Origin of the sequence: Aeromonas sp. R4-1, from assembly GCF_040908325.1 — a bacterium.
In the GTDB taxonomy this organism is placed as follows: Bacteria; Pseudomonadota; Gammaproteobacteria; order Enterobacterales; family Aeromonadaceae; genus Aeromonas; species Aeromonas veronii.
In genome coordinates, this window is record NZ_JBFODM010000071.1 from 1 (window position 1) to 20,589 (window position 20,589).

Annotated in this window: 20 protein-coding genes; 6 read left to right on the plus strand and 14 right to left on the minus strand. The window is 57.6% G+C overall.

Annotation, left to right across the window (positions count from 1 at the left end; all coding sequences use genetic code 11):
* Positions 1-24: 24 nt before the first annotated feature.
* Positions 25-1,161 (minus strand): ISAs1 family transposase, encoded by a 1,137-nt coding sequence (locus tag AB5Y90_RS12445; RefSeq protein WP_024943479.1) that lies wholly within the window; start codon positions 1,159-1,161, stop codon positions 25-27.
* Positions 1,162-1,479: 318 nt separating this feature from the next.
* Here AB5Y90_RS12445 and serA point away from each other — a divergent pair, with 318 nt between their 5' ends.
* The gene (gene serA / locus AB5Y90_RS12450) at positions 1,480-2,712 is read left to right on the plus strand and encodes a phosphoglycerate dehydrogenase (RefSeq protein WP_005337639.1); all 1,233 of its coding nucleotides are present in this window, start codon (positions 1,480-1,482) and stop codon (positions 2,710-2,712) included.
* An 81-nt stretch (positions 2,713-2,793) separates the two neighbouring features.
* On the opposite strand, the gene AB5Y90_RS12455 is transcribed toward serA, so the two are convergent.
* On the minus strand, positions 2,794-3,174 hold the full coding sequence (locus tag AB5Y90_RS12455; RefSeq protein ID WP_088869318.1) for a diacylglycerol kinase: 381 nt from the start codon (positions 3,172-3,174) through the stop codon (positions 2,794-2,796).
* Positions 3,175-3,318: 144 nt separating this feature from the next.
* On the opposite strand from AB5Y90_RS12455, the gene AB5Y90_RS12460 reads away from it, so the two are divergent.
* Together AB5Y90_RS12460 and aac(6') are read left to right on the plus strand one after the other, a co-directional pair.
* The gene (locus tag AB5Y90_RS12460) at positions 3,319-4,383 is read left to right on the plus strand and encodes a 3-deoxy-7-phosphoheptulonate synthase (RefSeq protein ID WP_307896514.1); all 1,065 of its coding nucleotides are present in this window, start codon (positions 3,319-3,321) and stop codon (positions 4,381-4,383) included.
* Positions 4,384-4,389: 6 nt separating this feature from the next.
* The gene (gene aac(6') / locus AB5Y90_RS12465) at positions 4,390-4,848 is read left to right on the plus strand and encodes an aminoglycoside 6'-N-acetyltransferase (protein ID WP_139464053.1); all 459 of its coding nucleotides are present in this window, start codon (positions 4,390-4,392) and stop codon (positions 4,846-4,848) included.
* A gap of 22 nt (positions 4,849-4,870) precedes the next feature.
* Here the strand turns inward: aac(6') and AB5Y90_RS12470 are convergent, their stop codons facing one another.
* From AB5Y90_RS12470 to AB5Y90_RS12480, 3 genes are all read right to left on the minus strand, one after another.
* Positions 4,871-5,668 (minus strand): ATP-binding cassette domain-containing protein, encoded by a 798-nt coding sequence (locus AB5Y90_RS12470; protein ID WP_307896833.1) that lies wholly within the window; start codon positions 5,666-5,668, stop codon positions 4,871-4,873.
* Between the two features lie 65 nt (positions 5,669-5,733).
* Positions 5,734-6,741 carry a vitamin B12 ABC transporter permease BtuC gene (gene btuC, locus AB5Y90_RS12475; protein ID WP_307896513.1) on the minus strand — a complete coding sequence of 336 codons (1,008 nt, stop codon included), beginning with the start codon at positions 6,739-6,741 and terminating at the stop codon, positions 5,734-5,736.
* 96 nt (positions 6,742-6,837) lie between these two features.
* On the minus strand, positions 6,838-7,569 hold the full coding sequence (locus AB5Y90_RS12480; protein ID WP_307896512.1) for an ABC transporter substrate-binding protein: 732 nt from the start codon (positions 7,567-7,569) through the stop codon (positions 6,838-6,840).
* 112 nt (positions 7,570-7,681) lie between these two features.
* Here AB5Y90_RS12480 and AB5Y90_RS12485 point away from each other — a divergent pair, with 112 nt between their 5' ends.
* Together AB5Y90_RS12485 and tapW are read left to right on the plus strand one after the other, a co-directional pair.
* Positions 7,682-8,038, plus strand: coding sequence for a DMT family protein (locus AB5Y90_RS12485; RefSeq protein ID WP_005337656.1), 357 nt, complete (start codon positions 7,682-7,684; stop codon positions 8,036-8,038).
* A 58-nt stretch (positions 8,039-8,096) separates the two neighbouring features.
* Positions 8,097-9,236: a type IVa pilus ATPase TapW gene (gene tapW, locus AB5Y90_RS12490; RefSeq protein ID WP_005353124.1), complete on the plus strand. Its 1,140-nt coding sequence runs from the start codon at positions 8,097-8,099 to the stop codon at positions 9,234-9,236.
* Positions 9,237-9,331: 95 nt separating this feature from the next.
* Here the strand turns inward: tapW and AB5Y90_RS12495 are convergent, their stop codons facing one another.
* The gene (locus tag AB5Y90_RS12495; protein WP_307896511.1) at positions 9,332-9,781 is read right to left on the minus strand and encodes an isoprenylcysteine carboxylmethyltransferase family protein; all 450 of its coding nucleotides are present in this window, start codon (positions 9,779-9,781) and stop codon (positions 9,332-9,334) included.
* Positions 9,782-9,954: 173 nt separating this feature from the next.
* Between AB5Y90_RS12495 and alr the strand changes: the two genes are divergently transcribed.
* The gene (gene alr, locus AB5Y90_RS12500) at positions 9,955-11,181 is read left to right on the plus strand and encodes an alanine racemase (protein WP_368166924.1); all 1,227 of its coding nucleotides are present in this window, start codon (positions 9,955-9,957) and stop codon (positions 11,179-11,181) included.
* Between the two features lie 65 nt (positions 11,182-11,246).
* Here the strand turns inward: alr and AB5Y90_RS12505 are convergent, their stop codons facing one another.
* The 8 genes from AB5Y90_RS12505 to AB5Y90_RS12540 all read right to left on the minus strand — a co-directional run bounded on the left by AB5Y90_RS12505 (position 11,247) and on the right by AB5Y90_RS12540 (position 20,494).
* A complete protein-coding gene (locus AB5Y90_RS12505) occupies positions 11,247-12,191 on the minus strand; it encodes a TerC family protein (RefSeq protein WP_005337664.1) in 945 nt (314 codons plus the stop codon).
* 302 nt (positions 12,192-12,493) lie between these two features.
* Positions 12,494-13,489: a murein tripeptide/oligopeptide ABC transporter ATP binding protein OppF gene (oppF, locus tag AB5Y90_RS12510; protein WP_005337666.1), complete on the minus strand. Its 996-nt coding sequence runs from the start codon at positions 13,487-13,489 to the stop codon at positions 12,494-12,496.
* Positions 13,490-14,470, minus strand: a complete 981-nt coding sequence (locus AB5Y90_RS12515; protein ID WP_005337668.1) for an ABC transporter ATP-binding protein — start codon at positions 14,468-14,470, stop codon at positions 13,490-13,492. It lies immediately after the preceding gene.
* Positions 14,471-14,524: 54 nt separating this feature from the next.
* Positions 14,525-15,436, minus strand: a complete 912-nt coding sequence (oppC, locus tag AB5Y90_RS12520) for an oligopeptide ABC transporter permease OppC (RefSeq protein ID WP_005337670.1) — start codon at positions 15,434-15,436, stop codon at positions 14,525-14,527.
* A 14-nt stretch (positions 15,437-15,450) separates the two neighbouring features.
* Positions 15,451-16,371 carry an oligopeptide ABC transporter permease OppB gene (gene oppB, locus AB5Y90_RS12525; RefSeq protein ID WP_005337672.1) on the minus strand — a complete coding sequence of 307 codons (921 nt, stop codon included), beginning with the start codon at positions 16,369-16,371 and terminating at the stop codon, positions 15,451-15,453.
* A gap of 98 nt (positions 16,372-16,469) precedes the next feature.
* On the minus strand, positions 16,470-18,089 hold the full coding sequence (locus AB5Y90_RS12530) for an ABC transporter substrate-binding protein (RefSeq protein ID WP_307896509.1): 1,620 nt from the start codon (positions 18,087-18,089) through the stop codon (positions 16,470-16,472).
* 279 nt (positions 18,090-18,368) lie between these two features.
* The gene (locus AB5Y90_RS12535) at positions 18,369-19,004 is read right to left on the minus strand and encodes a YchE family NAAT transporter (protein ID WP_005337678.1); all 636 of its coding nucleotides are present in this window, start codon (positions 19,002-19,004) and stop codon (positions 18,369-18,371) included.
* A gap of 353 nt (positions 19,005-19,357) precedes the next feature.
* The gene (locus AB5Y90_RS12540) at positions 19,358-20,494 is read right to left on the minus strand and encodes an ISAs1 family transposase (protein WP_024943479.1); all 1,137 of its coding nucleotides are present in this window, start codon (positions 20,492-20,494) and stop codon (positions 19,358-19,360) included.
* Between the last annotated feature and the right edge of the window lie 95 nt (positions 20,495-20,589).

Below are 20,589 nucleotides of genomic sequence, written 5' to 3' on the forward strand. Positions count from 1 at the left end.
CAGGGCGAGAGCGTGAACATATTGTTAAATTGACTTCAATTCAGCCAGCCCTGAATCCAATACCTTTTCCAGATATGGGCTGCTCATGCCCGCAAATTGCTGCTTCTTCCGCAAGCTTGCCTTACGGCTGGTTTCGGCTCGCAGCATGTTTTGCGCCATGTGTCGTGCACAGGCCAATATTTGAGGGGCATCACCTCGATATATCTGGCAGGCATCCTCATTCATCACGACATCCAGAACCCAGTGCAGGCTATTTTCAATTGCCCAGTGCCCTCGTACCGCTGAAGCAAACTGCTCTGGTGTCAGTTCAGCCGAGCTGATGTAGTAGCGATACTCCATCGAAAATTTTTCCATATTTTCAATTCGATAGGATATTGCGACACCGACAGTCTTCAGCGATTTCCACTCTGGAAATTGCTCTGATAGTGCTCCGGCTGGTAACACATGGTACTCGCGGCCATCGATGCGACCGTGCTCTTTCTCGACACTGAGCGTTTCTTCACTCAGCGGCTTCTTGGTCGACTCGGCCAGAGCTGCGCGTACTGCATTATGCAGTGTGGGCTGGTTACCTTTTACCGCCAGCAAGTAGTCGCCACCGCCCTTGACTATGGTTGAGGCTATTCCAGTCTGGCAGCCCATGGCATCGATGGATACCAGGCAGCCTTTTATATCGAGGAGTGCCAGTAATTCAGGAATGGCGGTGATTTCGTTAGATTTCTCATCTGTTTTGACTTGCCCGAGCACCAGACGATTCTCAGCGGCAAAGGCACTGACCATATGAATGGTAGACTGACGACTGTCTCGGTCGTAAGAGCTGCGTAAGGTCTTGCCGTCAATGGCAATCAGCTCACCATCGGTACGTTCTGATGTTGCTTGCATCCAGCGGACGAAGGCGTTCTGGAATTGCTCCGGTTGAATACGGGAGATGATCCTGGCTATGGTGTCGTGAACAGGTAATCCGTTATGAAACAATCCATTACGCTGAAACCATTCCAGATGTGCCTCGCCGAAAAGCTCGATATCTTCCCAACCTTGAGCTCCACCAATAGCAGCACAGACGGTGAGAAAAACCACATCGAAGAAGGGGTACGCGATTTTGGTTGTCTGACGAGGGTCTTCAAGTTCGGAGAAGAATTGGGTAAATGCCGCTTGATGGTTCATGACGAAACTCCCGTAAAAGAGAGTATAAGATCACACCCTGTTCGGTCGGTCAAATCCTCGTGCCCTGCTTAAAAAACGTTCGCGATCTTGCCCTGGATATGACCCAAACATTGCACTGTGAATAAATGACGGCGCCTGATGGCGCCGTTTTTATTTATCCCTCAACAAGTTGCATACGGATGTTTACAACATTCGTTGATAACTTCAAAGAATTTGACTTTCGTCACAAATATTCCCTCTCCCAAACGTTTTTGCTACTTTACGGTTTTCTTCGCACACCAAATCTGCACTTACGTTTGCACATACAGAGGGATCGTCATGACTGCCAAGTTTTCGTTGGACAAGGATAAAATCAAGGTTCTGCTGCTGGAGGGAGTTCACCCCAACACCGTAGAGACCTTTCGTGCCGCAGGTTACACCAGTGTGGAGTATCTCAAGACCTCGCTTTCCGAAGAGGAGCTGATCGAGCAGATCCGCGACGTCCATTTCATCGGGCTGCGCTCCCGCACCCAGATCACCGAGAAAGTCCTCGACGCCGCCAACAAGCTGGTCGCCATCGGCTGCTTCTGCATCGGTACCAACCAGGTCGAGCTGGAAGCGGCCCAGATCCGCGGTATTCCGGTCTTCAACGCCCCCTTCTCCAACACCCGTTCGGTCGCCGAGTTGGTACTGGGCGAGATCCTGCTGCTACTGCGCGGCATCCCCGAGAAGAACGCCAAGTGCCATCGCGGCGTGTGGGAAAAACTGGCCAACCGCTCGGTGGAAGCGCGCGGCAAGAAGCTCGGCATCATCGGCTACGGCCACATCGGTACCCAGCTTGGCATCATCGCCGAGAGCATCGGCATGAAGGTTTATTACTACGATATCGAGAACAAGCTCTCGCTGGGCAACGCCATCCAGGTGCCAAGCATGGTCGAGCTGCTCAATATGTCTGACGTCATCAGCCTGCACGTACCGGAGACCGCCTCAACCAAGAACATGATCGGTGCCGAGCAGCTGCGGATGATGAAACCGGGCGCCATCTTCATCAACGCCGCCCGCGGTACCGTGGTGGATATCGACGCCTTGGCTGACGTCATCAAGAGCGGCCATATCGCCGGCGCCGCCATCGACGTCTTCCCGGTCGAGCCCAAGTCCAATGACGAAGAGTTCCAAAGCCCGCTGCGTGGGCTGGAGAACGTGATCCTGACCCCGCACATCGGTGGCACCACCCATGAGGCGCAGGAGAACATCGGGCTGGAAGTGGCCAACAAGCTGGTCAAATACTCCGACAACGGCTCCACCCTCTCCGCCGTCAACTTCCCGGAAGTGTCGCTGCCGGGCCACAAGGGCTCCAGCCGCCTGCTGCACATTCACCGCAACCAGCCGGGCGTGATGAACCAGATCAACCAGATCTTCGCCGAAGAGGGGATCAACATCGCCGGTCAATACCTGCAGACCAGCAGCCATATCGGTTACGTGGTGATCGACGTGGAGACCGAGCACAGCGAGAAGGCGCTCGCCAAGCTCAAGGAGATCAACGGCACCATCCGCGCCCGCATCCTCCACTGATAGCCCCTTATCTGCGCAGCAAAAAGCCCGTCGTGATGACGGGCTTTTGTATGAAGCAGAACCTCAAAGCAGCGTGATGGCTTACCACCACCCCAACAGGTTGCGGCCCACCAGCGCCCCCCATACCAGGGCGTTCAGGGCCAGCGCGATAAAGACGGCGGCGGAGCCCAAATCCTTCGCGCGGCCGGAGAGCTCATGATGCTCGGAGCCAACCCTGTCTACCACAGCTTCAATGGCGGAGTTGAGGATCTCGACGATCACCACCAGCCAGCTGATGATGATGAGCAGCAGGATCTGGTTGAGGGAGTCGCCAATCCAGAAGGCCAGCGGCATCAGCAACAGGATCAGCATCAGCTCCTGCCGAAAAGCCGCCTCGTTAATCCAGGCTGACTTGAGCCCCTTCATGCTGTAACCGGTTGCGTTGATGATGCGGGTGACCCCGGTTGCCCCTGGCTTTGCCACGCTATCTACCTCATTTGGAATCGATTTTGGCCTCACATCCTATCAGAGCCCCCCAAGGTTTCAATCAGGGGACTTTTGCTTTATTTTATCTCTTTGCTTTTTCGCCCCTTGCGGCTGACACCACCCACTCGAGACTTGAGTTGTATGTCCATTCACACAGATGAATTGCGCACCCGTCGCCTGGAGTCACTGATCACTCCGAGCGAGCTTGCACACGCGTTTCCGATCACCTATACCATTGCCCAGAATCTGCTGGATGCCCGTCGCGAAGTGGAAGCCATTCTGGCCGGAGACGATCAGCGCTTGCTGGTCATTGTCGGCCCCTGCTCTATCCATGATCCCGCTGCTGCTCGCGAGTATGCCCAGCGCCTCAACGCCCTGCGCGAGCAGTATAAAGAGAGCCTCTGCATCGTGATGCGCACCTATTTCGAGAAGCCGCGCACCATCGTCGGCTGGAAAGGGCTGATCAATGACCCGCGCCTCGATGGTAGTTTCGACGTCAACGAAGGGCTGAAACTGGCGCGCAAACTGCTGGTCGACATCAACGAGATCGGCATGCCAACCGCCACCGAATTCCTCGATATGGTGACCGGCCAGTATATTGCCGACCTCATTACCTGGGGCGCCATCGGCGCTCGTACCACCGAATCCCAGGTACACCGCGAGATGGCTTCGGCCCTCTCCTGCCCGGTTGGCTTCAAGAACGGCACCGACGGCAATACCCGCATCGCCATCGATGCGGTGCGTGCCGCCCGTCACAGCCACATCTTCTATTCGCCGGACAAAGACGGCAAGATGACCATCTACCGCACCGCCGGCAACCCCTTTGGTCATGTGATCCTGCGTGGCGGCCACCGCCCCAACTACGACACCGCCAGTGTCGATGAAGCCTGTGAAGCGCTGGCCGATGTGGGCCTGCCGGAGCGTCTGGTGGTCGATTTCAGCCACGGCAACAGCATGAAGGATCACCGCCGTCAGCTGCTGGTCGCGCAAGATATCTGCGATCAGCTGCGACGTGGCCGCACCGGCATCGCCGGCATCATGGCCGAAAGCTTCCTGGTGGAAGGGCGTCAGGATGTGGAGAACGGCTGCGCCGCCACCTTTGGCCAGAGCATCACTGATGCCTGCCTGTCATGGAGCGACACCGAAACCCTGCTGGCGATGCTGGCAGAGGCTGCACTGGTACGCCTTGCCAAGCGGCAAGCCTGAGCCCCGATGACGAATATCGGCTGGCAGATAGTCCCCCTCGACGAGACGCTGCTGGCGCAGTGGGCAACCCTGCGCCAGCAGCTGTGGCCGCACCACGCACTTTCGGCCCACCTGCAGGAAGGGGTTGAGATGTTGGCCAATGCACATCTCAACGCCTTTCTGGCGCTGGATGAACAGAGTCAGGCGGTAGGCTTTGCCGATGCAGCCCTGCGCCACGATTACGTGAATGGCTGCAACAGCAGCCCTGTGATGTATCTGGAAGGGGTCTATGTGCAACCGGCCTCGCGCCAGCGTGGGGTGGCCCAAGCCTTGATCGCTCAGGTGGCGCAGTGGGGCCGCGAGCTGGGTTGCCGGGAACTGGCCTCCGATGCCGCCATCGACAATCTTGACTCGCAGCAGATGCACCAACAACTCGGCTTTGCCGAAACGGAGCGAGTCGTATTCTTCAAAAAGGCCCTCGGCTGACGCCAAGGGCCTTTCTTGTTTCTCACAAACTGGGCATAAACCACACGCGCCCTGCCGCTTCGATGCGGTCGGTGCGGATATGGAATACCTGCGCCAGCAGCGCCTCATCCACCAGCTCGACACCCCCTTCGCGCACCACCGAGCCCTGTTGCAGGCAGAGAATGCGGTCGGCCCAGTCGATGGCCAGATTGATATCGTGGATGGCGAGCACCACCAGCAAACCCTGAGCGGCCAGGGTTTTCAGCAAGCGCAATAGCGCCAGCTGGTGATGCAGATCGAGCCCCGCCAGCGGCTCGTCCAGCAGCAGCACCTTGCCGGTCGGATTGAGGCTCGGCCACACCTGCAGCAGGGTGCGGGCAATCAGCACCCGCTGCTGCTCGCCCCCCGACAACCGGCTGAAGTCACGAGCCAGCAAAGCTTCCAGCTCCAATGCCTCGCACAGTGCGTTTATCGCCTCATTCTGTCTGGCGGGCGCAACCGCCTCATCGAACCCCAGGCTCAACACCTGAAACACCGGAATATGAAACAGCTGGGGCTGACGCTGGGGTAGCATGGCACGCTGCTTGGCAAGCTCGGGCCAACTCAGGTCAGCAAGCACTTCCCCCCCCAGCAGCACTGTGCCATCGGCGGGTAAAATCCCCGCCAGCGCCCCGAGCAGGGTCGACTTGCCACTGCCATTGGGGCCAAGCAGCGCCACCAACTGGCCGCCATGCCAGCGGATATCTAGGGGAGAGAGCCGTCCGGCAATGGCGAGTGCGCGCGCCTCCAGCAGCGGCGCAGCAGCACGAGAAGAAACCGGCATGGGATCAGCGGGTGACATCGGCATCTTGCCTCAACAACGGGTAAATAAGGAGACTGCGCGCCCCGACCAAATCATGCAGATATTCATGCAGCACCATCGGCAGTTTGCCTCAATAGCAGGTAGATAAAGAGCGGCGCCCCCACCGAGGCGGTGATGACGCCGATAGGCAACTCCCCCGCGCTCAGGGTGGATCGAGCAACCAGATCGGCCGCCAGCAGCAGGGCCCCGCCGCCAAGCGCCGAGGCAGGCAGCAGGAAGCGCTGATCGCTGCCACCGCAGAGCCGCAGCAGATGGGGCACCACCAACCCGACAAAACCGATGACACCACACAACGACACCGCCACACCGGTCAGCAGACAGACCGCCAGCACCAGCCGCACCCGCATCTTGTCGACATCCATCCCCATCAGGCGGGCCTGGGTCTCCCCCAACAACAACTGTTGCAGCGCCTTGCCCTGCCAGCAGAGCCAGCACAGGGTGAGCGGCAGCACCAGCCACCACCAGCCGAACTGCTGGCTGCCGTAAGAGAGGCTGCCCATCATCCAGAACATGAATTCACGCAAGGAGCCGTCGTCGGCAAAGTACATCAACCAGGTCATGGCGGCATTGGTAAGAATACCGATGGCCACCCCAAACAACAGCAAGCGGGCATGACCGAGACGCGCCCGGCGAGCCAGCCGAATGAGCAACATGGTCACCAGCAAGGCGCCACCGAAGGCCGCCAGCGACAGCCCCCAGCCTGGCAGATAGAAGCCAAGGGACTTGGCCACCGCCATCGCCACCATGGCGGTAAGGCCTGCCCCGCTTGAAACGCCAAGCAACCCGGGCTCCGCCACCGGATTGTGCAACATCACCTGCAACACGGCGCCGCCACAAGCAAGCGCGGCGCCAGCCAAGAGGGCCAGCAAGGCGCGGGGCAGACGCAGCTCCAGCAGGATGCGCTGTTCGAGATCGCCAAGGGGCTGCCAGGGCAGCAGCACATACTCGCCCCAGACGAGGGAGAAGAGAAACAGCAGCAAGGTCAGCAGCGTCAGGCCACAGAGCCAGCGCCGCTGCCAGCGCTGCTGGCGGGCGATAAGGGAGAGGTACAAGGATAATCCCCGAATAACAAGGCTTCCCCCCGGCCCTGTCACAGCGCCGGGGGAAAGCAGGAAAAGGGCATGATAACAGTGGCTTGCCACCCAAGGTCAAGGCTGGTAACGCTTGGCCATCACGCTTATCTCGCCGCTGGCCACCAGATTTTGCAGCGCCACCAGCAAGGGCTGGCGCAGTGACTGGTGAGGTGAGTGCTTGCTCATCCCCAGATAGAGGGTCACCGGCGTGGCGGGGCGGTAGTCCGCCTTGCCTATCCGGCTGGCATTTCCCTGACTCAGGGCATAGTCCACCTGACAGTCGGTGCCAATCATCAGCGGCAGGTGACCGCGCTGCACCATGCGCAGCAGCTGATCTTCGGTGGGTACTCCGTGCTTGTCGAGGCGGCTGTCACTGTTGAAGGGCTCAAAGTAGGCGGAGTTGAGCACATAGCCCACCTTCACCCCCTGCAGATCGCGGTATTGGTGGATCCGGGCCACATTGACCGGCTGACCATAAAACGCGGGCCAGCACTGATAGTAGGCAGGCTGCAGATAGTCGATGAACTGCGCCCGCTCGGCGGTATAGGCGAGCCCAATCATCAGATCGACCTGACCGGTCTGCATCTGCTTGAGCGCCCTGCCCCACGGCATCCGCCGTACCTGCAACTCAATGCCGCTCGCCTGTTGCAACCGGCGCAGGATGTCCATGTCGAGCCCCTGCAACCGGCCATCCGGCTGCAGGATGCGAAACGGCGGCCACAGATCGGTGGCCACCGTCAGCGTCGGGGCAGCACGCACCGGCATGGCAAATAACAGTAACAACACTATCCCGCATAACTTGCCCATCCCGTCGCATACCTCGCACGGCTTATCCTGTTGGTTAAAAATACCCTCCCGCACCACGTATGAAAACCCGTGGTTCAGGGATAAAATGCGCCGGATTTTCAAGGAGAACCCTATGAACCCGATTTTCACCAGTATCGGTCTGCTGCTCTGCAGCAACGTCTTTATGACCTTCGCCTGGTACGCTCACCTCAAGAGCATGAACCACAAACCCTGGATCATTGCCGCCCTGGTGAGCTGGGGTATCGCCCTGTTCGAATACCTGCTGCAAGTGCCCGCCAACCGCATTGGCCACACCGTGATGAGCGTGGGCCAACTTAAAATCCTGCAAGAAGTGATCACACTCACCGTATTCGTCCCCTTCTCTATCTTCTATCTCAAGGAAGATCTGAAATGGGACTATCTCTGGGCAGGGCTCTGCATTCTCGGTGCGGTCTTTTTTGTCTTTCGCGAGAAACTGACCGGCGCCTGAGGCTGTACACTCAATATCATCCCGCTCATGGCATCTCATTGATCGACGAGGCAAAAAAATGGAATTGCGAGACATGTTACAGATCCTGGCCAAGCAGGATGGCTCAGACCTCTATCTGTCGACCGGCGCGCCCCCCTGCGCCAAATTTAACGGCGGCCTGCGCCCCCTCAACGAAACGCCGCTGGAACCGGGTGAAGTGGCGCGGATCGCCGCCGAGATCATGGATGGCGAGCAGAAGCAGCAGTTCGAGAAGGATCTGGAGATGAACCTCGCCATCTCCCTGCCCCAGATCGGCCGCTTTCGGGTCAACATCTTCAAGCAGCGCAACGAAGTCTCTCTGGTGGCCCGCAACATCAAGACCGAAATCCCCCGCTTTGAAGATCTCAAACTCCCGCCTGTGTTGCTCGACACCATCATGGAGAAACGCGGTCTGGTGCTGTTTGTCGGCGGTACCGGCTCGGGCAAATCCACTTCGCTGGCGGCGCTTATCGACCACCGCAACCGCAACAGCGGTGGCCACATCATCACCATCGAGGATCCGGTGGAGTTCGTTCATCGCCACCGCAAGAGCATCATCAACCAGCGGGAGGTTGGCGTGGATACCCGCAGCTTCCACGCAGCCCTGAAAAACACCCTGCGTCAGGCGCCGGACGTCATTCTTATCGGCGAGATCCGCGATCGCGAGACCATGGAACATGCGCTGGCCTTCTCCGAAACCGGCCACCTTGCCATCTCCACCCTGCACGCCAACAACGCCAACCAGGCGCTGGATCGCATCATCAACTTCTTCCCCGAGGAGCGCCGCCCCCAGCTGCTCAACGATCTGGGCAACAACCTCAAGGCTTTTGTCTCCCAGCGGCTGGTGAAAACCACCGATGGCGGTCGCCGGGCCGCAGTGGAGATCATGCTTGGCACCCACACCATCCGCGACATGATCAAGCGCGGCGAATTTGGTGGTCTCAAAGAGGTGATGGAGAAATCCAAGGCCCTCGGCATGGTTACCTTCGACAGTGCCCTGTTTGATCTGGTGGTGGAAGGGGTAATTGAGGAAGAAGAGGCGGTGAAAAACGCCGACTCGGCCAACAACCTGCGCCTCAAGATCAAGTTGTGGAAGGAGAAGGGGCAGATTGCCAGCAGCAGCGATGCCACCGGCTGGAGCCTCGAACCCACCAAGGACGAGAAGGGCGATTTTTTCTAACCTGTCCCCTCGAGAACCCCGGGCCCGCCCGGGGTTCTCTTTATCCAGCACGGCTGACCCGAATTATCCGCTCAGCTCACTCAGGTCACTGCCAGTCAGCACCAACGGCGAACGCGCTGGCAATACGCCACATACTCGTCGCCGAAACGAGCATGCAACAGCCGCTCCTCCGGCATGATCTGAAAGCGAGTCAGCCAAGCAACCAGCACGATTGGCCCAACCCAGACCCAACTTCCACCGAGATAACAGCCCCAGGCGGCCAGCCAGCAGAGCAAGCCCAGATACATGGGATTGCGACTGACACGATAGACGCCACAGGTCACCAGACGACTGGTGTGCTGAGGTTTGGTGGGGCTGACCGTGGTCTGGTGGTGACGAAATCGTTGCAGGGCACCAAAGCCCATGATGGCCCCCGCCACGACCAGCACAGCCATCAGCGTCATTGCCCAGATGCCGGGCTGGCTCTCCCCTCTTAGCCACCACATGCCCCCGGCACAGAGCAGGAAGATCAGCGGTGGTGGCAAACGTAACTCAAGATTGACCATTTTCTTCCCCTGACGAGTGTCGGCCGAACCCGTGTTGCGGTAGACTCCCAACCAGTCAGCGCCTGTTGAGAGTGACAAAGATCATAATAATAACAACAAGTTGTGGTTAAACCACCACCAATGTGGCCGACCCCGTCCAAACTATCCAACGCGAACAACAAAAAGGAATCACCATGCACAAGAAAACTCTGCTGGCTACCCTGATCTTCGGCCTGCTCGCGGGCCAAGCCGTTGCGGCTCCCTATCTGCCCCTTGCGACGGATCATCGCAACGGCCAGGAGCAAACCGCCAGCAACGCCTGGTTGGAAGTGGATCTGGGCGCCTTTGAACACAATATCCAGACCCTCAAGGATCGCCTCGGCGACAAGGGCCCGCAGATCTGCGCCATCATGAAGGCCGACGCTTACGGTCATGGCATCGACCTGCTGGTCCCCTCCGTGGTCAAGGCCAATATCCCCTGCATCGGCATCGCCAGCAACGAAGAGGCCCGCGTCGCCCGCGAGAAGGGATTTACCGGCCGTCTGATGCGGGTGCGTGCCGCCACCCCGGACGAAGTAGAGCAGGCCCTGCCCTACAAGATGGAGGAGCTGATCGGCAGTCTGGTGAGTGCCCAGGGTATCGCCGAGATCGCCCAGCGCCACCATACCACCATTCCGGTGCATATCGCGCTCAACTCCGCCGGCATGAGCCGCAACGGCATCGACCTGCGTCTGGCCGATGCCAAGCAGGATGCGCTGGCCATGCTCAAGCTAAAGGGGATCACCCCGGTCGGCATCATGACCCACTTCCCGGTGGAGGAGAAAGAGGACGTCAAGATGGGGCTGGCCCAGTTCAAACTGGACTCCCAGTGGCTGCTGGAAGCGGGCAAGCTGGATCGCAGCAAGATCACCATCCACGCCGCCAACTCCTTCGCCACCCTGGCCGTGCCGGACGCCTACTTCGACATGGTGCGCCCGGGCGGCCTGCTCTACGGTGACTCCATCCCCTCCCACACCGAATACAAGCGGGTGATGGCATTCAAGACCCAGGTCGCCTCGGTCAACCACTATGCAGCGGGTAACACCGTCGGTTATGACCGCACCTTTACTCTCAAGCGTGACTCCTGGCTCGCCAACCTGCCGCTGGGCTACTCCGATGGTTATCGCCGCTCCCTGAGCAACAAGGCCTATGTGCTGATCCAGGGTCAGAAGGTGCCGGTGGTCGGCAAGACCTCCATGAACACCATCATGGTGGATGTGACTGATCTGAAAGGGGTGAAACCCGGCGACGAGGTGGTGCTGTTTGGCCGTCAGGGTGAAGCCGAAGTGAAACAGGCGGATCTGGAGGAGTACAACGGCGCCCTGCTGGCGGACATGTACACCATCTGGGGCTACACCAACCCCAAGAAGATCAAACGCTGATAACACGATATGAAAAAGGGCTCCCGCGGGAGCCCTTGTTGTTATTGCTTCATTGTCTGCCGCGCTCAAGCGGCCTTTTTACGGGTCACAAACAGACTCAGCCCCATGGATGCCAGCAGGATCAACGCGACTACGCCCAGTGCGATACCGGTCGGGATCTTGAAGATATCCAGCAGCAGCATCTTGACCCCGATAAACATCAGGATCAGTGCCAGACCGTACTTGAGCAAGGCGAAGCGATCCGCCACACCGGCCAGCAGGAAGTACATGGCGCGAAGACCCATGATGGCGAAGATGTTGGAGGTCAGCACGATGAAGGGATCCGTGGTCACCGCGAAGATGGCCGGGATACTGTCCACCGCAAAGATAAGATCGCTCACCTCCACCAGAACCAGAATGAGCAGCAGCGGGGTGGCATAGCGCACACCGTCACGCCAGACGAAGAACTTCTCCCCTTCCAGGGTCTCGGTCACCTTGAAGCGACGGCGCATCCAGCCTAGCAGCGGATTGTTGGCCAAGTCAGGCTCCTTGTCGGCCGCCCACAGCATCTTGGCACCGGTCAGCAGCAGGAAAGCGCCGAACAGGTAGAGGATCCAGTGGAACTGCTCGATGAGCCAGCTGCCCGCGAACACCATACCGGCACGCATCACGATGGCACCCAGCACCCCGTACAGCAGCACCCGGCGCTGCAGCTCGGCCGGAATGGCAAAGTAGCCGAACAGCATCAGCCAGACGAATACGTTGTCCACTGCCAGCGCTTTCTCGATGAGGTAGCCGGTGAGGAACTCCAGTCCCTTCTGGTTGGCAATCTCACGGCCCGCGCTGTGATCCAGCCAGAGCCAGATGGCCAGGTTGAAGAGCAGCGCCACGCTGACCCAGATGAGGGACCAGACACCCGCCTCTTTGAGGGACACCTTGTGTGACTTGCCGCCACCGACAAAGCGTATGTCTATCCATAACAGGACCAGCACTATGCTGAAGAAACCGGTCCACATCCACCATTCACCCATTTTCACTTCTCCCAAAAACGACAAAACCCACGACCGAGAGGCGTGGGTTTGCGTTTGTAGCAGATACACCTTGCCTCTCGGCAAGGTCTCACTTACAGCTGATTTGCATCAACTGCCCGGCTGCCGGGTGCACTGCAGGAAATGGGTGCACCGTAATGACGACAAACCGGCGAGAAGTTACTCCCCTTGTTGCGCGGATAGTAGCAGCGGTAAAAGATAACGCCAAGAGGCATCTTCACTGCCGTCAAAAATAAATCGGGGCCCCATCAAGGAGCCCCGCAAGCAGGTTCAACACATCCCCATCAGAGCGGGTCGACCTTGAGGCAGGAGACCGCGTGATCGAAGTTCCCCTCCAGTACTGGGCGGGTCTTGGCACACTCGGGGCCAGCCACCGGGCAGCGGGTGCGGAACACGCAACCGGACGGCGGATTCATCGGCGATGGCAAGTCCCCTTCCAGGATCTGGATCACCTTGTTGCGCTCCAGCTCAGGATCCGGGATTGGCACCGCAGACATCAGCGCCTTGGTGTAGGGGTGCAGCGGATTGGCAAAGATCTCCTTGCGGGTCCCCAGCTCGACGGCGTTGCCCAGATACATCACCAGCACCCGATCGGAGATATGCTTGACCACCGACAGGTCGTGGGCGATGAAGATAAGCGACAGCCCCATCTCCTTTTGCAGGGATTTGAGCAGGTTGACCACCTGCGCCTGAATGGATACGTCAAGCGCCGAGACCGGCTCGTCGCAGATGATCATCTTGGGCTCGAGGATCAGCGCCCGGGCAATCCCGATCCGCTGGCACTGGCCACCGGAGAACTCGTGGGGATAGCGGTTGACCAGGTTGGGCAACAACCCCACCTTGCTCATCATGGCGCGCACCTTCTCCTTCACCTCTTCCCGCGGCAGGTTGGGATAGAAGGTGATGAGCGGCTCGGCGATGATGTCGCCAATGGTCATGCGCGGGTTCAGAGAAGCCAGCGGGTCCTGGAAGATCATCTGGATCTCTTTGCGCTTCTCGCGCAGGGCATTCTGATCGAGCTTGGTAAGGTCGTCACCGAGCCACACCACCTTGCCATCGGTGGCCGGTACCAGACCGATGATGGCGCGGGCAAAGGTCGATTTGCCGCAACCAGACTCCCCCACCACGCCGAGGGTTTCACCCTCATAGAGACGCAAGGTCACGCCATCGACCGCCTTGAGGTCAGACGGCTTGGCCCAGGGCCACGCCTTGCCACTCTTGATACTGAAGTGGACCTTGAGGTCAGACACTTCCAACAGCAATTTTTTGTCGGCACCCATTTAGTTGGCCCCCTTGTTCATGGCATCCGAAACCCAGTGGCAAGCACGCTCCCGACCGTCGTTGAACGGGGTCAGGATCGGCGACTGCTGGCCGCAAATCTCGCTGACCCGGTGGCAACGCTCCTGGAAGGGGCAGCCGGTCGGCAGACGCAGCAGGTTGGGCGGATTACCCGGGATGGTGGGCAGCACTTCCCCTTCGGTATCGAGACGAGGAATGGCGCGCAGCAGGCCTTCGGTGTAGGGGTGGCTCGGGCGATAGAAGATATCGTCTACCTTGCCGTACTCCATGGTACGACCGGCATACATCACCAGCACCTTGTTGCAGATACCGGCGACCACGCCAAGGTCATGGGTGATCATGATAATGGCGGTGTTGAACTCGCGCTTGAGCTCGTTCATCAGAGTCATGATCTGGGCCTGTACGGTCACGTCGAGTGCGGTGGTCGGCTCGTCGGCGATCAGCAGTTGCGGCCGGCAGAGCAGCGCCATGGCGATCATCACCCGCTGACGCATACCGCCGGAGAACTCGTGGGGATACATGCCCATCCGCTTGCGTGCTTCGGGAATTTTGACCGCATCGAGCATCCGTACCGACTCTTCGAACGCTTCCGCCTTGCTCACCCCTTTGTGCAGCATCAGCACTTCCATCAGCTGATCCTGCACCTTCATGTAGGGGTTGAGCGAGGTCATGGGGTCCTGGAAGATCATGGCGATCTTCTCGGAACGGATCTTGTTGAGCTTGGACTCCGGCAGGTTGAGGATCTCCTCACCCTGAAACTTGGCGGAACCGGTAATAATGCCGTTTTTGGCCAACAGCCCCATGATGGCAAAGGCCGTCTGGGATTTGCCGGAGCCGGACTCGCCGACGATCCCCAGAGTTTCACCCGCAGAGAGAGAAAAGTTGAGGTCGTTGACCGCCACCACATTGCCGTCCGGGGTCTTGAACTCGACCCGCAGATCTTTCACATCCAGTAACTTCATATAAAAACTCCTTATCGATCTTTCGTGATGCTTTCCTGTCGATCCGATGCTCGATTAACGATCTTTCGGATCGAGGGCGTCACGCAGACCATCCCCGAGGAAGTTGAAGCAAAACAGGGTCACCACCATAAAGCAGGCGGGGAACAGGAGTTGCCAGATGGCCACTTCCATCGACTTGGAGCCTTCATCCAGCAGGGCACCCCAGCTGGTCATCGGTTCCTGAACCCCAAGGCCCAGGAAACTCAGGAAGGATTCAAACATGATCATGCCCGGCACCAGCAAGGTGGCGTAAACGGCCACGATACCGAGAACGTTAGGTACGATGTGACGGGTGATGATCTTCCACTTGGAGACGCCACAGACGTGGGCCGCCTCGATAAACTCCTTGCTCTTGAGGCTGAGAGTCTGGCCCCGCACGATACGCGCCATGTCGAGCCAGCTCACCGCCCCGATAGCGATAAAGATGAGTGCCAGATTGCGGCCAAAGAAGGTGACCAGCATGATGACAAAGAACATGAACGGGAAGGCGTTGAGGATCTCCAGTACCCGCATCATCAGGCTGTCGACCCGCCCGCCGATAAAGCCGGAGGCCGCGCCATACAGGGTGCCGATGATGACCGCTACCATGGCGCCCATGATGCCGACCATCAGGGAAATACGGCCACCCAGCAGGGTGCGCACGAACAGATCGCGCCCCAGACTGTCGGTTCCGAAGTAGTGACCCGCTTCCATATCCGGCGGCGACTGCATGGCGCCCCAGTCCGGATCGTCAAAGGTGTATTGGGACAAATGGGGGCCAAAGATGACCGCCAGACCGATGATGGTCAGAATGATCAGGCTGGTCAGGGCCGCCTTGTTGCGCAGGAAACGGCGACGGGCATCCTTCCACAGGGAGCGCCCCTCCACCACCTCGACCTTTTGCGCGAACGCCTCGACGGCATCGCGTTTTTCAGTTGAAACAACCATGATGAACTCCCGAATTAGTAACGGATCTTGGGATCGATAAAGGCGTAGAGAATATCGACCACAGCGTTAAAGGTGATGGTGAGGGCGCCGACCAGAATGGTCAGACCGAGCACCATGGAGTAATCACGGTTAAGGGCACCGTTGACGAACAGCTGACCGATCCCCGGCAGGCCGAAGATGGTCTCGATCACCACCGACCCTGTGATGATGCCGACAAAGGCCGGACCCAGATAGGAGACCACCGGCAGCATGGCCGGACGCAGCGCGTGTTTCAGGATGATGTGGCGCAGCGGCAACCCCTTGGCACGGGCGGTACGGATGAAGTTGGAGTTCATGGTCTCGATCATGCTGCCCCGCATGATCCGCGAGATGGCAGAGATGTAGTACATCATCATGCCGAACACCGGCAGCACCATAAACTGGATGCCACCACCCTGCCATCCACCGGCAGGGAACCAACCCAGATGAATACTGAAAAACAGCACCAGCAAGGGCGCCAGCACAAAGCCCGGGATCACCACCCCGGCCATGGCCGACGACATCAGTAGATAGTCGATGATGGTGTTCTGTTTCAGTGCCGCGATGGTGCCGAAGGTGACCCCCAGCAACACGGCGAAGAAGAAGGCCGTGGTCCCGATCTTGGCGGAAACAGGCAGCGCCTGGCTCACCAGATCATTGACGGTAAAATCCTTGTATTTAAAAGAGGGGCCCAAATCACCCTGCACCAGGTTGCCCAGGTAGGTGAGATATTGCATGCCAATGGGTTTGTCGAGCCCGTATTTGGCCTCGATGTTGGCGATGACTTCGGGGGGCAGTGAACGCTCGCTGGTAAAGGGGTTACCGGGGGCGAAACGCATCATGAAGAAAGAGACGGTGATCAAGACCAGCAGAGTCGGGATCGCTTCCAATAGCCGTTTAAAAATGAATTTCAACATAGACATTTCCTGTCCTGTACTGCTTCCAAATGGTCGCGGTTGTAATAAAGGCCCGCCGTCCGGCGGGCCCTGCTTGTTATGCGACTTGTTGCTTTAAATCAGTGAGCAATGATGTACATATCTTTGCTGTAGAGGTTATCCAGCGGGTTGGCCGGATAGCCGCCTACATAGGGTTTGACCATACGGGCAGTCACGTACTGGTAGATGGGGGCGATCGGCATGTCCTTGGCCAGGATCTCTTCAGCCTGGACGTAGAGCTTGTTACGGGCCGCCACATCAACCTGATCACGGGACGAATCCATCAGCTTGTCGAACTCCGGATTGGAGTACTTGCCGTCGTTGTTGCCGTGGGTGGTCTGCATCAGATCCAGCATGGAGGAGGCTTCGTTGTAGTCGGCGATCCAGCCGGCACGACCTACGTCAAACTGACCCTGTTTCTTGGTTTCCAGGTAAGTTTTCCACTCCTGGTTGACCAGGCTCACCTGCACGCCCAGCTTCTTCCACATGGAGGCCACGGCCACAGCCACTTTCTTGTGGTTGTCGTCGGTGTTGTAGAGCAGCTCGAACTTCAGCGGCTTGCTGGCATCGAAACCGGCCTCTTGCAGCAGCGCCTTGGCCTTGGCATCACGCTCGGCCTGGGTCATCTTCGACCATTCCGGAGCCACCGGCTTGAAGCCATCGACGAAGTCCGGCACCAGGGTGTAACCCGGCGTCTGACCCTGACCCATCACCTTGTCGGCGATCACGTTGCGATCGATGGCATAGGAGAGCGCAGTACGGACACGCACATCGTCAAACGGCTTCTTCTTGACGTTGTACTGGTAGTAGTAAGTACCAACATAACCGGTCACTTTCAGCTCGTCCGGCTTCTCTTTCTTCATCTGCTTGAAGCGCTCGATGGGCATCTGATAGGTGATGTCCACTTCGCCCGCCAGATAGCGGCTCAGGTCGGCGTTGGTAGACTGGATGGGCAGATAGACCACCTTGTTGATGACGGTCTTGCCATCGTTCCAGTAGTGCTTGTTGCGCTCCACTTCGACGCGCTCGTTCACCACCCAGTTCTTCAGGGTATAGGCACCGTTGGAAACCATATTTTCCGGCTGGGTCCACTTGTCACCGAACTTCTCGATCACCTTCTTCGGTACCGGATAGGTGGTAGTGTGGGAGAGCATGCTGACGAAGTAAGGGATCGCTTTCTCGAGCTGCACTTCGAAGGTGTAGTCGTCGGTCGCCTTCACGCCCAGCGTATCAGCCGGCTTTTTACCTGCGATGATCTCGGAGGCATTGGCAATAGTCGGGATCTCCAGATACCAGGAGTAAGGAGAGGCGGTTTTCGGATCAACGGCACGCTGGAAAGCAAAAACGAAATCGTGGGCAGTGACCGGGTCACCGTTGGACCACTTGGCATCTTTGCGCAGGTGGAAGACGTAGTGCTTGTTATCCTTGGTTTCCCAGGATTCAGCCACAGCCGGGAGAATTTCCCCTTTCGGGCCGGAAGCAACGAGACCCTCGAACAGGTCGCGCAGGATATTGGATTCGACCGTTCCTTCGGTCTTGTGCGGGTCAAGGGTCGCAGGCTCGGAGCCGTTGCCTTTTACCAGTTGCTGGACTTCAGCCAGCTTGGTTCCCGCCGGGACATCGGCAGCCTGAGCCGCATTGACGCCACCAAACAGTGCAGCCACCAGCAATGTGTTAATCATTGTTTTTTTATGAGTCATTTCCCTACTCCAACAAGAACATTCCATGCATTTTTTAAAGTGACGGGGTTAAAACCCGCTCCCAGCATAATTCCCTGCCAATTCCGATAATGCAACAGATATTGTCAGGGTAATCGTCATTTTCTGGTCAAAAAATCAGCTGGCATACGCTTTTTCAGTATTAAAACACCAGCAAAGCGCTCATTTTTCACACAAACGACCGATTCTAGAAAAGACCGGGCAAAAAGCAACCAATAAAAAGCCGGTCACGAGGACCGGCTTTCATAAAGCGGAGCTGGCTCACATCAAACTGGGGAAAACCCCCTTGATACCGGCCACCATGATCTCGATACCCAGCGACATCATGATAAGACCCATGATACGGGTCACCACGTTGATGCCGGTGTTGCCCATGATCTTGAACAGCAGCGGCGCGGCGCGGAAGATGAGCCAGGAGCAGAAGGAGAAGACCACGACAACCACTGACATGCCGAGCAGTTGCTGCCAGTGGCTCTGGCTGGCATAGACAATCACCGAGGAGATGGCACCTGGGCCCGCCATCAGCGGCAGCGCCAGCGGTACCACGGCGATAGACTCGCGCACCGCCAGTTCGCCCTTTTCCTGTTTGTTGTGCTTCACCTCGCCCAGCTTGCCCTGCAGCATCGACCAGGCAATCAGGGTAATCAGCGACCCACCGGCAATACGGAACGATGCCAGCGAGATACCAAACCCATCGAGGATCAGCTGCCCCATATACATGGAGACCAACAGGATCACCATCACCGCGATATTGGCGGTGGTATTGGTTTTCATCCGCTCGGCCTGGGTATGGTGGCTGGTCAGGCTGACAAACACCGGCAACAAACCAAGCGGATTGATAATTGCGAACAAACCGACAAAAAACTTCAGATACAACGAGACGTCAATTGCTGCCATAGGCGCCTTCCAATAGAGTTTCGGGCCCAGCGGGCCAGTCCATTAATTTCGTGCGTAAATTTACATCATAGCCAGAGCGGGCACCAATCAAATAATCTCACCATTTTGAGGGTTTTTTAGTTAGTTCATCTAATGCATCCGCGCTAACCGGCATAAACCGATGCCAAAAGCCCTTTCTACCGCCCGACACGCGTTAGAAAAGTGAGTGCAAGCCTGCTTAATCATGACCAGAGAGTCCGACGATGACTGACCGAATGACCAAGCGACTCGAGAGGATCCAGGTTTTGCCTTCCCACTATTTCAGGCCAGACATCACTTCATTGACTCGGCAGGGCGAGAGCGTGAACATATTGTTAAATTGACTTCAATTCAGCCAGCCCTGAATCCAATACCTTTTCCAGATATGGGCTGCTCATGCCCGCAAATTGCTGCTTCTTCCGCAAGCTTGCCTTACGGCTGGTTTCGGCTCGCAGCATGTTTTGCGCCATGTGTCGTGCACAGGCCAATATTTGAGGGGCATCACCTCGATATATCTGGCAGGCATCCTCATTCATCACGACATCCAGAACCCAGTGCAGGCTATTTTCAATTGCCCAGTGCCCTCGTACCGCTGAAGCAAACTGCTCTGGTGTCAGTTCAGCCGAGCTGATGTAGTAGCGATACTCCATCGAAAATTTTTCCATATTTTCAATTCGATAGGATATTGCGACACCGACAGTCTTCAGCGATTTCCACTCTGGAAATTGCTCTGATAGTGCTCCGGCTGGTAACACATGGTACTCGCGGCCATCGATGCGACCGTGCTCTTTCTCGACACTGAGCGTTTCTTCACTCAGCGGCTTCTTGGTCGACTCGGCCAGAGCTGCGCGTACTGCATTATGCAGTGTGGGCTGGTTACCTTTTACCGCCAGCAAGTAGTCGCCACCGCCCTTGACTATGGTTGAGGCTATTCCAGTCTGGCAGCCCATGGCATCGATGGATACCAGGCAGCCTTTTATATCGAGGAGTGCCAGTAATTCAGGAATGGCGGTGATTTCGTTAGATTTCTCATCTGTTTTGACTTGCCCGAGCACCAGACGATTCTCAGCGGCAAAGGCACTGACCATATGAATGGTAGACTGACGACTGTCTCGGTCGTAAGAGCTGCGTAAGGTCTTGCCGTCAATGGCAATCAGCTCACCATCGGTACGTTCTGATGTTGCTTGCATCCAGCGGACGAAGGCGTTCTGGAATTGCTCCGGTTGAATACGGGAGATGATCCTGGCTATGGTGTCGTGAACAGGTAATCCGTTATGAAACAATCCATTACGCTGAAACCATTCCAGATGTGCCTCGCCGAAAAGCTCGATATCTTCCCAACCTTGAGCTCCACCAATAGCAGCACAGACGGTGAGAAAAACCACATCGAAGAAGGGGTACGCGATTTTGGTTGTCTGACGAGGGTCTTCAAGTTCGGAGAAGAATTGGGTAAATGCCGCTTGATGGTTCATGACGAAACTCCCGTAAAAGAGAGTATAAGATCACACCCTGTTCGGTCGGTCAAATCCTCGTGCCCTGCTTAAAAAACGTTCGCGATCTTGCCCTG